The following is an 11,805-nucleotide window of genomic DNA, read 5'->3' as shown; positions in this document are numbered from 1 at the left end:
ATTTACGTTTATGATCGACCGCATGATTCGGTTGGAAAAGGCCTTTCTGGAGGTAAAAGATTATTTGAAGTATATGTAATTCGTTGATGATGCAGCAAAATTGCCCTCTTTGTAGCCATTCCAAAGGGCTTGAAGCTATTGAAGGGCCTCTTGACAGACATTATTTTCACTGTCCCGAATGTGATCTGATTTTTGTTGCTCCTACTGATTTACTTGCAGTTGACGAAGAGCGGAAGCGTTACGAGCAGCATGAAAATGACATCAATGACCCGGGGTACGTCAGGTTTTTAAATCAGGCCATTGAACCTGCACTTCCTTTTCTCGAAAGCGGGATGGAAGGGCTTGATTTTGGCAGTGGTCCGGGACCTGCATTATCGGTGTTGCTCCGGGAGAACGGACTGAATTGTCAGAATTACGATCCTGTTTTTGGTCCCCGGTTGCCGGATGGTTCATTCGATTTTATTTTTTCTACCGAGGCTTTTGAGCATTTTCATGATCCGGTGAAGGAGATGAATCTTATCAATGAGCGGTTAAAGTCAGGGGGATTTCTGATAGTTATGTCGATGTGGCACCAGGGGTCCGAGAAATTCCGAAACTGGTTTTATGCCCGCGACGACACTCATGTTTTGTTTTTTTCTTTGAATACATTCCGGTTTATGGCTCGTCAATGGCATTACGAACTGATTCTGGAGGATGGCAGGAGGGTCGTGATTTTTCGAAAAAAAGACCGTTAACGACAAAATAATTTTTCAGAATTGTGAATGAAGCCGATAAATCATTATTTTTGAGTGAATAAAAAAATGGTCATTTGAGAGAAGGCGTTGTCATAAAATCGACCGGTAGCTGGTACAATGTGAAATCCGATGAGGAGGCTCCTGTATCGTGTAAGATAAAAGGGAAATTCCGGCTTGATGAGTTGAAGAGTACCAATCCGGTAGCCGTAGGGGATCGGGTGGTGTATTCTTTCGATCAAAGTACCGGAACTGGTGTTATTGAGCAAATAAAAGAGCGCCGGAATTTTATTGTGCGACGTGCATCAAACCTTTCACGGCAGACCCAGATACTTGCTGCAAACATTGATCAGGCTATCATTGTGGCAACCATCAATTATCCCGTTACAACACCTGTTTTTATCGATCGGCTGTTGGCAACTACTGAAGCATACGATATTCCCGCTACCATCATATTCAATAAGGTTGACCGATACGACCATTTTCTTAAAGATCAACTGGAAGAGTATAAAGATATTTATGAGAAAATAGGTTACCGGGTATTGACCACTTCTGCCAAACATGATGAGGACCTTGAGTTTGTGAAGGAATTGCTCAAAGATAAAGTGTCGTTGCTGGCGGGCCATTCAGGTGTGGGAAAAAGCACACTGGTCAACAGAGTGGAGCCGTCACTGAACCTCAAAACCGGTCGTATCTCCGAACGACATCATACCGGACGCCATACCACCACTTTTGCCGAGATGCATCCGCTTGGGTTTGGAGGGTACATTATTGATACACCTGGCATCAGGGGCTTCGGACTTTTTAATATCGAAAAAGAAGAACTGGCACACTACTTTAGGGAAATATTTAAAGTGGCTTCCAAATGTCGTTACTATAATTGCACTCACCTGCATGAGCCGGGATGCGCCGTGAAAGAGGCAGTGGAAAGAGGAGATGTGGCTTCCTTGCGTTACAACAGCTATGTGAGCATTTACCTGAACCGGGACGAGAAGTATCGGTAGAAGCTGTGGGTTCTGAGTAGGACAACAAATACCAAATTGCTTAATCCCCTATTTCCGGGTTCCGGAGTCATTCTGTTTTTTTGTTCTATGAAGAAAATATTATTTTTTTGTTTCTGGTTTTGTCGTTAGCGGCCTGTGAGAAAAAACCGATGATGCTTATATCAGGGAATTTACCAGGGATTTAGTACTCTCATTGAAAAACAATGATGTTTCTTTCTTCAAAGGTCTTTTTACCACATCAGCAGAAGTGAAGAATTGGATAACAGCCCTCGCGGGGGCATAAGCAATCTATAAATGGAAATCTACAGCCAGAAAAGATGGTGGAAATTTCTTTTAATGACAGGAGCCCTGATTATTGGTGGGGCTTCCCTGTTTTATACCAGTCGCCTGGCGTCCGAACTTAGACACGAAGAAACCCGAAAAATGGAGCTTTGGGCCAAAGCTAACCGGCAGTTTGCCCGGCCCGATATTGATGAGCAGTCGCTTGAACTGGTGTTCGAGATCATTCAAAACAACACTACAGTCCCCTTGATTATTGCTGATTCAAAGGATACCATCTATTTTTACCGAAATCTGGAATTGCCACAGAAAAACCAGGCTGTTTTTCTTCAGCAGGAACTCCGGAAGATGAAGCAAGGCTTGGAGCCTATTGAGATCGATCTGGGCGATAACCAGATGCAGTATCTCTATTATGCGGATTCCATTCTTCTTCGAAAACTTCGGTGGTTTCCGGTGGTTCAGTTAATTGTGGTGGTCTTGTTTGTTTTGCTTGCTTACTGGACCTTTAGTGCAGCCCGCCGATGGGAACAGGATCAAGTCTGGGTGGGAATGGCCAAAGAAACAGCTCACCAGCTTGGAACACCCACCTCCTCATTGCTGGGATGGCTGGAATTGTTGGAGTTGAAAAAGGTGGATCCCTCGCTGGTGGATGAAATGCGACACGATATTCAGCGACTTCAGATAATCACCGCGCGTTTTTCCAAAATTGGTGCACGTCCCGAACTGAAAAATGTGGATATTACGGATATGCTGCACGATGTCATCCGGTATTTGGAACACCGTTTGTCAAAAGGTGTGGAGATATGTGTAGAGCCTCCCGACACAATGGCGACTGCCGAAATCCGTGTAAACCGTCCCCTGTTTGAATGGGTGATAGAGAATATCAGTAAAAATGCTGCTGATGCAATGGAAGGTAAAGGCACGCTGACTTTTTCCTGGGGAACTCATAAAAATCAGACCTTTATTGACATCACAGATACCGGAAAAGGGATTGCCCGTAATTTTCATAAAACTGTTTTTAAACCGGGCTATACCACTAAAAAACGCGGCTGGGGTCTTGGACTCACCCTGGTTCGCCGCATCGTGGAGGATTATCACAGTGGCCGGATATTTGTAAAGGAATCTGCTCCCGGAAAGGGCACTACTTTTAGGATTTTGATGAGAGGGTGAGCAGAGGAGGCAAGGAGTAAGGTTCAGAGAACATGGGGCATGGAGCAAGGAGCATTATCTTTTGCAATTCCTCCCACAGAAGAGAGGCCAATGGTTTTAGATCAAAACGCAGGTTGCAACCCTGTTAAGTTTATACAGAGAAGAAAACAGAGCCCTGAATGGGGAAAAGTAGTTTGTCGTCAACTCTAAAAAGGATTTGAAACACATAAGAAACATAGGTGAATTAACTATATAAAGCAGTTAAGTATTTTGAGTTTTTCCTGAAATATTGGGTGATGCGGTTTCTTACCAGTTCACCACCTCGCCACTCAATATGATAATAAAAAACTTTTTCCCGATTTATTTTTCCCACACAATGAATATTTTATACCTTTGCGAAGTTTTTACGTATGGCAGCAGAGAAGAAATTTAAAGAGTATGGCATTGCCTTTAAAGGACTTAGAGATGGAGAACACCTCTTTGAGTACCGGTTGAAGGATGCCTTTTTTGAGCTGTTTGAGCAGCCGCAGGTAGAGACAGGTGACCTAACGGCCACCGTAAAGCTCATTAAAAGCAGCCGGATGCTGGAATTTCGTTTCAGCATTAACGGGGAGGTTGGCACTGTTTGCGACCGCTGTTTGTCCGATGTAGATGTTCCGATAGATTATGAAGGAACACTTTACGTTAATTTTGGTGACCAATATGCCGAACAGACAGAAGAAATAGTGGTTATTCCGCACGAGGAACATACCTTTAATATTGGCAGTTATCTCTATGAGTTCATTGTGGTTAGTGTGCCCATCAGGCATATTCATCCCGACAATGAAGACGGCACTCCCGGATGCGACCCGGAAATGCTCGAGCGCCTGGAAGAGTATATGGTACACAACGATATTTCGGTATCTGATGATGAAGATATTGATGACGAGGAACCTATAGATCCCCGATGGGAAGAGTTAAAGAAATTAATAAATAAAAACAACAAGTAAAAAGAGGTTATAAGATGGCACATCCAAAACGAAAAACATCGAAAACAAGAAGAGACAAGAGAAGAACTCATTACAAAGCTGGTATAACTGCTTTGGGAGTTTGTTCCAACTGTGGCGCAACCATCAAAATGCATACGGTATGTGATGAGTGTGGTCATTACAGAGGAAAACTTGCTGTAGAGAAAGAAGTTACAGCTTAAGTCAAGTCTGATTGAGATGTTCGGTTGCAAAGTGCTAGTCATCCGGCAACAACTTGTTTCTTTTTTTGGGAACAGAGCTGAAGACGATATGAAAACTTTCGCAGTTTGGACATTGAATTATATTGCTGCGGTTTGCAGACTACAAAATTTGATTAATTAAAATTTGCCCCTAAGTGCTTCATTTAGGGGCAGTTTTGTTTGTTGAACTTTGGTTCTGCCAAAGTCCTTTCATTATCTGGGCTGAACCATGGCCCGCCACTTTCTGTGACGCACCGGGAAATTAATAGCCCCTTAAATCCAGTTCATTACCATGGAAAAGTTGAATGCAGTTATTACCGCCGTTGGCGGATATGTTCCTGATTACGTTCTTTCGAACGAGGAATTAAGCAAAATGGTTGAGACTTCCGATGAGTGGATTACCTCCAGAGTGGGAATTAAAGAGCGACGAATCCTTAAGGGGGAAGGCAAAGGAACTTCTGATATGGCCATGATGGCGGTCAATCAGCTGTTGGAAAAGTCAGGAACCTCTCCGGAAGACGTGGATATGCTCATTTGCGCTACGGTTACTCCCGACCATGTTTTTCCGGCTACCGCCAATATTATTTCGGACAAGTGTGATATACGCAACGCGCACAGCTTTGACATCAATGCCGGATGTTCCGGTTTCTTGTATGCCCTCGATACAGCCACCCGTTTTGTGGAATCGGGCAACAAGAAAAAAGTAATCGTTGTAGGCGCTGATAAGATGTCCTCTATTACCAATTATTCTGATCGCACAACTTGTGTTCTTTTTGGAGACGGAGCAGGTGCGGTACTGGTGGAGCCCACCACCGAAAATGTGGGTATCATGGACAACAAATTGCAAAGTGACGGTTTTGGGCGGGTTTACCTGCATCAGAAAGCTGGTGGCTCCGTGAAACCGCCCTCGCATGAAACCGTTGAGAATCGGGAACACTTTATCTATCAGGACGGCCCTCATGTATTCAAACATGCTGTGTCCAGGATGGCCGATGTGGCTGTGGAGGTGATGGAACGCAACAACATCACATCTGAAAGTCTCAACTGGCTGGTTCCTCATCAGGCTAACATGCGCATCATCGAAGGTACTGCCAGGCGGATGGGAATTGATAAAAGTCAGGTGATGATCAATATCCAACGATACGGGAATACTACTGCCGGCACGTTGCCCCTGTGTCTCTGGGAGTGGGAGAATCAGCTGAAGAAAGGCGATAATCTTATACTGGCGGCTTTTGGTGCCGGATTTACGTGGGGAGCCCTCTATTTGAAATGGGGATACAACGGGGATAGGAAATAGCGCTGAAGAATACTTTTATTATCCAAAAAACCGGCACCGATTGATAACTCAATCCGTGCCGGTTTTTTGAATATTTACACAACAAAACTTCGTCTCATCGGTTATCTTTAGGAACAGAAAATTTTATTTATGCAATTTCTTGTAAAGATTAATGACATTAAGAACACCGACGAACTGGAGGGTGCCTGGAGTCTTTCGGATTTCAAAGAACTTTTGAGCCGGTTTGAGGTGCCTGATGGTTCCTCCTTGAACGACAATGAAGTTAAGGACTTCCTTTTTATGGCCATCAATGAGTTTGAGCCGAGGGAAGCTGCCAGGGAAGTACTGGATTATAAGTTGTCTGGTCAACTGAGCGAGGGACAAATTGATAATCTCTCACACGAGATGCTGGAACAAAAAATGGCCGAGAAATATACGGAGATTGATCTCCATAAGCCATTGTTTGAGGTGAATCAGTTACTCTACAAGGCCTATAACGGTAAGTTTCCGCATATCCAGGTTAATGTGATTGGTTTTGAATTGGAATGTAAAGACAATGCAGATGTGGAGATCAACAAGGAACTGGTGCTGAAGGCGCTGGTACATGGCTTGTCGGACAACAATCTGCTCCTGCGCCTGTTTGGAGATCAGCTGGAAGGAAGAGTTCCTTTTCCCGAAGCAGAGGGTATTGTTTGGGATTTAAAGGATAAAGGAGCCGGTCATTATCAAATGATTACATCAGAAAAATGGCTGACCAAAGATGAGATCGTAAAAACGGAGTTTGAATGTGAAGTGAACCTGTTTGAGGAAGGTGAGGAGGAAGATTAGTCGGGTAGGAAATCCGGCATCACTGATTTGAGTGCTTAAGCTACAGAGATTGCTTCCCCGGATGGTTAGGATTCGCATTAAGGTGCTGACTATAAAATTAAAGGGGAGAAAAATATGGCGGCTTTGGTCACACATTTTTCTCCCTTTTTTCATAAACTTAAAACCCTTATATGGTTAAAGTTATGTGGTTGTAATGCTAATTCTTAATCTCCCCCGCAATTATCTTCGCCATTACAGCTGCCCCCTGAGCATCGGGATGGATGCTGTCGAAAAACATGGCCCCTTTATCAAGCATGGGTTCGTAAAGGTCGATAACCGGAAGTTGGTTGGTTTCGGCAATCTTTTTAATGGCAGGAATGACTCCCTTCACGACGGTGGAATCGTTGATGCCCCATTTGGTTTTAAAAACGGGAACCGGCAGGCAAAGGTAAATTCGGGGGTGTGAAGCTATGGTGCCAAGGGTATCAATCATTGCCTGGTAGCTGTTTTCAAATTTCTCCGCATCCCAGTTGTTGGGCTTTGTGTCATTGGTGCCCAGCTTGATGACTATCACATCGGGTTCGAAAGCAAAAATATTGGAAAATTCTTTGGCGGTGCGGTAGGGGAAATCGCCGTTGTAACGCATGGTGGTGGCACTGCGTCCCAGATTCATCACAGTGTAGTTATTGCCCAACAGGCTGTCCAGCACTACAGGGTAGCTGAAAACACTTTGCGGGGAGATTCCAAATCCTTCGGTGATGCTGTCACCAACGCATGCTACTTTGGTCGGTTGGTGGGACTCACAGGCTGAAAAACCAATTAGTAAGGTCAGCATGACTGATGTAAATGCCTTATTCATATTTATTTTGTTTGAAAGTTACTTTGCGGTGGCTGTTTTCTGAATTGGAAGTTCTTGAATTTAAGAACGAGCTTTTCAGGTTGCTCCTTCTCCGGAGAAGAGGTATTTTTCCATCATTTCTTCAGCCCTTATATGCCTCAATACCCGGTGATTCCGAAGTTTTGGGATTGCAATTAGTTGATATTAAGGGTGTTAAAAAACTCAAACAGGCAGGCCTCAACTCACTCATAATAATATTTTGCGTCTCTGCGTTAAAGCTTTTTCTACCAGACTATTGATGCCTGGTATGGTTCAATTTCACCTTTAAAATCCATAGTTCTTCATAATCGCATCCAGCTCGCGCCAGGGCTTCCCTTTGCTGAAGGAAGCTGCCTTAGCTGCCGACATTCCGAGAATCAGCACCTGGTACACGCCGAGTCTTTTTACTCTTTTTTTCAAAACAGCATGCTCCTTGTTCTCTTCGGCTACCATTCCTGCATAGACTACGGTAAACCATTGCTCGACAAGCTTTTGGTCGCCATGCAAATAGGTGGAGGTAATGCTGTCGATTAAACTTAAAACATTTTCTTCAATGGTGTTGGTGGTTCGGTTGAAAACTTCCAAAAAGTCATTATACACTTTATAGGGAGCGTAGGTCTTCGAAATCTTATACAGATCCGAAAAGTATTCCTCGTCACGGGGGGCCACTTTTATTCCGTCGGGTTCAACAACCCAGACGCACCATTCATCAAACTTACCGCGATCAAAAATTACTTTTCTTTGATTCTTTAATTGTTTTACCAGTGTGCTCATGTTTACTATTTAGTGTTGCAGGCGGATACCTTGGGTAGTTCCGACCATTTTTGTTGATAGCTGTTGTTTGAGTCAGGATTAAAGTGTCTGTGCTATGGGTTCGTATTCGTAATTGGTAATTAAAAGTTCGTTTAATTTCCCTCTTTTTGCTGAGTCAGAGTTAATATTTCTCCTTGCTTTTACCCGCGAGATGAGAAAACCAGAATAGAGATCGTCGAAAAAATTGTTTTCCGGATTATGGTCTTTCACATCCGAATTGCTCAGCATCCATTTATGGCCCCGGCGGTCAAGTTTTTCGCAAAAGTCTCTTAATCTTGTTTGCTCCGTGTCGTTGAATTCGTTACGTGCATAAGAGTTGAAGCTGGAGGTTTGGCTTAATGGTTTATAGGGCGGATCGAAATAGAAAAAAGTTTCGGTTCCGGCATAGTTGAGAGTTGCTTCGAAATCGCCACAAAGTATCTTCACTTTTTGTAATGCCTCGCTCACTGCCCAGATATTTTCGCTGTCGCAGATGGTTGGGCGTTTGTAGGAGCCCATAGGGACATTGAACTGATTCAGGCGGTTTACCCGGTAAAGTCCGTTGAAACAGGTTCGGTTCAGAAATATAAACAATGCAGCCTGCGTAGTATTGTCAGTCGTTCTCGCGTTGAATTGTGCACGCCGTGCATAATAATATTCCTTTTTTTCCTCCTTTTTTTCCTCCAGTGTATGATAATCTTTCTGCAACTCCCCCAGGACAGCAATAAGATCTGCCGGATTCGAGGCAATAGTGCGATACGTGTTGATTAAATCTTCATTGATGTCGTTGATGACCGCTTTCTCAATTTGGGGAAAGTTGTTCAGCATTCGGAACAATACGGCACCACTACCCACAAAAGGCTCAATATAGGTAAAATTTTCTACAATAACATCGTCAGGCAATGCGCTGTGGATGTTGTTGATTAATTGTGTTTTACCACCTGCCCATTTGAGAAATGGTTTTGCCATTTTCATTCGTCTGTTTTTTGTTGTGATTGTGTCAAATCCATACGTTTTTCGTGTAGGATTTATCCTTTGTCAAATGTAATGCATTTTTTTGAAAGGAGGGATTTGGAGGAGGGTAGGTGTTAGTTGGTTGTAGAGTATTGGAAAAAAAAGCATTGGTTCGGGGTATATAAACATACGACCGCCTTCGGGGGCGGTGTTTTCTCCCTTTCGGGTTGCCTATAAATATGTGACCGCCTTCGGGGTCATGTTCTTTTTCTCTCCCGGGTTTTCTATAAATATGTGACCCCCTTCGGTGCCAAACCCCAAATTGGATTTGGTGAATGAAATGCCGGAGTCCGAAGGTCTCCCATATTTATAGCAAAAAATTGTTCAATACAAACGCGACTCTGAAGGTGTCGAATGTCTTAGCATATTCGTGATGAACTAAAACAATAAACGATGAATTATTCACTATGACAAGGTGTAAGGCAGAGTTTAAACACCATAGAAAAAGTATACCATGCCCAATGTATGAACGGGCGAAGCAATCTCAGTAACAGTTGAATTTGCGGGTTTATTTCCCCGAAGCAATAACAGTTTGAATTGAGTTGATGGGGTAATTCTGATACAACTTCCGGATGGGGCGGTTTTCTGAATTGAAAATACTTTACTATTTTGTGAGTTTATTCATTTCGACTCCTATCCCAATGGATAAGACAGGGTTTGTATATATTCTATTAAACCAAAGCAATACTGTTTTTTATTCCAGCGTTACCAGTAATCTGGAGCAGAGACTATATCAACATAGAACAGGGTACTTTAAAGATGCATTCAAAATCAAAATAAAACCATCCGAAAAATGAATAAATTGATATCAATTATTACAATTTCCGGGCTATTGGCTGTGACTGCTTGCCAGGCTCAAACCAAACAAAACGAAGGCCCCTGGAACAACCACAAAGCAGCCGTGGTGCTTTCGTACGATGATGCGTTGAATGTGCATCTCGACAATGTGGTTCCGGCGTTGGATGCTGCCGGTATGAGGGGTACTTTCTATGTTCCCGGAAATGCTTTGGCACTGGCGGAGCGAATGGATGACTGGCGGCAGATTGCCAAAAACGGTCATGAGTTGGGCAATCACACCCTTTTTCATCCCTGCGATGGCAGTTTGCCCGGACGCGACTGGATTCTTCCCGACCAGGATCTTTCCACGTACTCCTTTTCCCGGCTGACTGAGGAAATTCGTGTGGCCAATGCTTTTCTGAAAGCCATTGACGGAAAAGAGCAACGAACATTTGCCTATACCTGCGGCGACAAAGTTGCTGAAGACTCGTCTTTTGTGGAAGCCATCTCCGGCTGGTTTACCGCCGCCCGTGATGTGGTTTATCGCATCGAAAAGCAAGGTGAAATCAATCGCATGGAGGTTGGTTCTTTTGTCGCTATGAACCACACCGGTGAAGAATTGATTGCACAGGTGGAGAAAGCCCGCGAAGAGGGTGGATTGTTGGTGTTCTTATTTCACGGAGTAGGGGGCGAACACAATATGAACGTATCCCTGGAGGCACACAATCAATTAGTGGAATATCTTCAGGCCCATGAAGACGAGATTTGGGTTGCGCCACTGGTCGAAGTGGCGGAGTACTTTTAGGAAGAAAAGGAGTATGGCAGAAAGGTGTCGGCCGTCGTCACGGGTACCTGCTTGATTCTGGGGGCACAAAATCTACCACCATGACTTCATTTGTCAGAGAAGGGGAATTATGTATTTAAGAGGCAAAACGCTAATGCTTTAATTCCTTTTTTCATTTAGCAATGTTTAAAGTAACGTTTTGGTCATTAGAGATTTCTTCGGGCTCAGGTCTCGCAATGACAGCATCACAATGGTAAAAGGGGAGACATCAGGGCAGCGAAGCCGCCCTGATGTCTCCCCTTTCCTACAAACAAGAGCGAAGGTCATTGCGAGGGTTTATTCCGAAGCAATCTCTATAAATACACACGTGACTATAAACTTAAATCCTTTTCCCTCATGTTTCTAAGGTGTTTCAATCCGCGGCGATTGCAACGTGTCATCTAAAACAATTTTCCCTGAATCTTATTAATACTTGCAACTTTCTACCATCCTACCTTCTCTCTATGTCTCATGTTTTTTTACTTTTTCTAACAATCAGGCGCTTCCGGAATAGTTATTCGGTAAAGCCGAGCCATTTATCCTCTATTTCTGTTCGTTGGTCAAAATCTGAATGTGGTTTATCCTGAAATACAATCTTTTACATTTTATGGTCGTAACAAAGAATGTAATAACAGAGGGGAAGACCATGAACATGAGGTTTTTACACAATATGACACGAAAGGCAATTGTCCTTGTGCTGTTGATTTCAGCAGCTCTGCCTGTTGATGCCGGTAGAGATGACTTGCAGTTGCGAACACTGAAGAAGGCACTTGTGGCCGCCGATGATAAAAATTACGGGGAGGCTATTTCACTGTATTCTGATATTCTTGTAATAAATCCGGGGCATGTGGACGCCTTGACTCAGCTGGGCATCTGCTTTGTACACACCAATCAGCAATTGGATTCTGCACTGACACTTTTTCATAAGGCGCTGAAGATTATTCCTGCATCCGAAAGGTTTTCGCCCTTCGGAGTAGATTTGCAACGCACCATTGCCCGAACCTACAATCTTAATCAGCAACCTGAAAAAGCTCTTGCCGTACTTAAAACACTCAATGACTCCGTAAAA

The 11,805-nt window shown here is 43.6% G+C and carries 13 protein-coding genes; 10 read left to right on the top strand and 3 right to left on the bottom strand.

The genetic code is table 11. From position 1 onward, the window contains the following. The first annotated feature begins 89 nt into the window (after positions 1-89). The 7 genes from QZZ43_RS05010 (at position 90) to QZZ43_RS04980 (ending at position 6,474) form a co-directional block, all read left to right on the top strand. On the top strand, positions 90-734 hold the full coding sequence (locus QZZ43_RS05010; protein ID WP_291856828.1) for a class I SAM-dependent methyltransferase: 645 nt from the start codon (positions 90-92) through the stop codon (positions 732-734). Positions 735-808: 74 nt separating this feature from the next. Further along, entirely contained in the window at positions 809-1,735 is a 927-nt protein-coding gene (rsgA, locus tag QZZ43_RS05005; protein WP_291856827.1) for a ribosome small subunit-dependent GTPase A, read from the top strand. Positions 1,736-2,029: 294 nt separating this feature from the next. After that, positions 2,030-3,184 (top strand): HAMP domain-containing sensor histidine kinase, encoded by a 1,155-nt coding sequence (locus QZZ43_RS05000; RefSeq protein ID WP_291856826.1) that lies wholly within the window; start codon positions 2,030-2,032, stop codon positions 3,182-3,184. 389 nt (positions 3,185-3,573) lie between these two features. Next, positions 3,574-4,152 (top strand): DUF177 domain-containing protein, encoded by a 579-nt coding sequence (locus QZZ43_RS04995; RefSeq protein ID WP_291856825.1) that lies wholly within the window; start codon positions 3,574-3,576, stop codon positions 4,150-4,152. A gap of 14 nt (positions 4,153-4,166) precedes the next feature. Then, the gene (gene rpmF, locus QZZ43_RS04990) at positions 4,167-4,352 is read left to right on the top strand and encodes a 50S ribosomal protein L32 (RefSeq protein WP_291856824.1); all 186 of its coding nucleotides are present in this window, start codon (positions 4,167-4,169) and stop codon (positions 4,350-4,352) included. A gap of 310 nt (positions 4,353-4,662) precedes the next feature. Beyond that, complete coding sequence (locus QZZ43_RS04985; protein ID WP_291856823.1) at positions 4,663-5,667, top strand: beta-ketoacyl-ACP synthase III; 1,005 nt, start codon at positions 4,663-4,665, stop codon at positions 5,665-5,667. A gap of 129 nt (positions 5,668-5,796) precedes the next feature. Continuing rightward, on the top strand, positions 5,797-6,474 hold the full coding sequence (locus QZZ43_RS04980) for a hypothetical protein (RefSeq protein WP_291856822.1): 678 nt from the start codon (positions 5,797-5,799) through the stop codon (positions 6,472-6,474). Positions 6,475-6,670: 196 nt separating this feature from the next. Here the strand turns inward: QZZ43_RS04980 and QZZ43_RS04975 are convergent, their stop codons facing one another. The 3 genes from QZZ43_RS04975 to QZZ43_RS04965 form a co-directional block, all read right to left on the bottom strand. Next, entirely contained in the window at positions 6,671-7,312 is a 642-nt protein-coding gene (locus tag QZZ43_RS04975; protein ID WP_291856821.1) for a GDSL-type esterase/lipase family protein, read from the bottom strand. Positions 7,313-7,615: 303 nt separating this feature from the next. Next, complete coding sequence (locus QZZ43_RS04970; RefSeq protein ID WP_291856820.1) at positions 7,616-8,104, bottom strand: hypothetical protein; 489 nt, start codon at positions 8,102-8,104, stop codon at positions 7,616-7,618. A 78-nt stretch (positions 8,105-8,182) separates the two neighbouring features. Continuing rightward, the gene (locus tag QZZ43_RS04965) at positions 8,183-9,091 is read right to left on the bottom strand and encodes a DNA adenine methylase (RefSeq protein ID WP_291856819.1); all 909 of its coding nucleotides are present in this window, start codon (positions 9,089-9,091) and stop codon (positions 8,183-8,185) included. Between the two features lie 617 nt (positions 9,092-9,708). Here QZZ43_RS04965 and QZZ43_RS19570 point away from each other — a divergent pair. The 3 genes from QZZ43_RS19570 to QZZ43_RS04955 form a co-directional block, all read left to right on the top strand. Then, on the top strand, positions 9,709-9,933 hold the full coding sequence (locus QZZ43_RS19570) for a GIY-YIG nuclease family protein (protein WP_367221265.1): 225 nt from the start codon (positions 9,709-9,711) through the stop codon (positions 9,931-9,933). Continuing rightward, the gene (locus QZZ43_RS04960; RefSeq protein ID WP_291856818.1) at positions 9,930-10,718 is read left to right on the top strand and encodes a polysaccharide deacetylase family protein; all 789 of its coding nucleotides are present in this window, start codon (positions 9,930-9,932) and stop codon (positions 10,716-10,718) included. The genes QZZ43_RS19570 and QZZ43_RS04960 overlap by 4 nt, the downstream gene beginning before the upstream one ends. 688 nt (positions 10,719-11,406) lie before the next feature. Further along, a partial coding sequence (locus QZZ43_RS04955; protein ID WP_291856817.1) for a tetratricopeptide repeat protein occupies positions 11,407-11,805 on the top strand: 399 nt, incomplete at its 3' end.

Source organism: Marinilabilia sp., assembly GCF_016278715.1.
In the GTDB taxonomy this organism is placed as follows: domain Bacteria; phylum Bacteroidota; class Bacteroidia; order Bacteroidales; family Marinilabiliaceae; genus Marinilabilia.
The sequence above is the reverse complement of the archived record's forward strand: the minus strand, read 5'-3'. Positions and strand labels throughout refer to the sequence as shown.

What these genes read in the sequence shown, in the direction of transcription:
- QZZ43_RS05010 (WP_291856828.1), top strand. Translation starts at nt 90, where the DNA reads ATGCAGCAAAATTGCCCTCTTTGTAGCCATTCCAAAGGGCTTGAAGCT.
- QZZ43_RS05000 (WP_291856826.1), top strand. Translation starts at nt 2,030, where the DNA reads ATGGAAATCTACAGCCAGAAAAGATGGTGGAAATTTCTTTTAATGACA.
- QZZ43_RS04995 (WP_291856825.1), top strand. Translation starts at nt 3,574, where the DNA reads ATGGCAGCAGAGAAGAAATTTAAAGAGTATGGCATTGCCTTTAAAGGA.
- rpmF (WP_291856824.1), top strand. Translation starts at nt 4,167, where the DNA reads ATGGCACATCCAAAACGAAAAACATCGAAAACAAGAAGAGACAAGAGA.
- QZZ43_RS04985 (WP_291856823.1), top strand. Translation starts at nt 4,663, where the DNA reads ATGGAAAAGTTGAATGCAGTTATTACCGCCGTTGGCGGATATGTTCCT.
- QZZ43_RS04980 (WP_291856822.1), top strand. Translation starts at nt 5,797, where the DNA reads ATGCAATTTCTTGTAAAGATTAATGACATTAAGAACACCGACGAACTG.
- QZZ43_RS04975 (WP_291856821.1), bottom strand. Translation starts at nt 7,312, where the DNA reads ATGAATAAGGCATTTACATCAGTCATGCTGACCTTACTAATTGGTTTT.
- QZZ43_RS04970 (WP_291856820.1), bottom strand. Translation starts at nt 8,104, where the DNA reads ATGAGCACACTGGTAAAACAATTAAAGAATCAAAGAAAAGTAATTTTT.
- QZZ43_RS04965 (WP_291856819.1), bottom strand. Translation starts at nt 9,091, where the DNA reads ATGGCAAAACCATTTCTCAAATGGGCAGGTGGTAAAACACAATTAATC.
- QZZ43_RS19570 (WP_367221265.1), top strand. Translation starts at nt 9,709, where the DNA reads ATGGGGCGGTTTTCTGAATTGAAAATACTTTACTATTTTGTGAGTTTA.
- QZZ43_RS04960 (WP_291856818.1), top strand. Translation starts at nt 9,930, where the DNA reads ATGAATAAATTGATATCAATTATTACAATTTCCGGGCTATTGGCTGTG.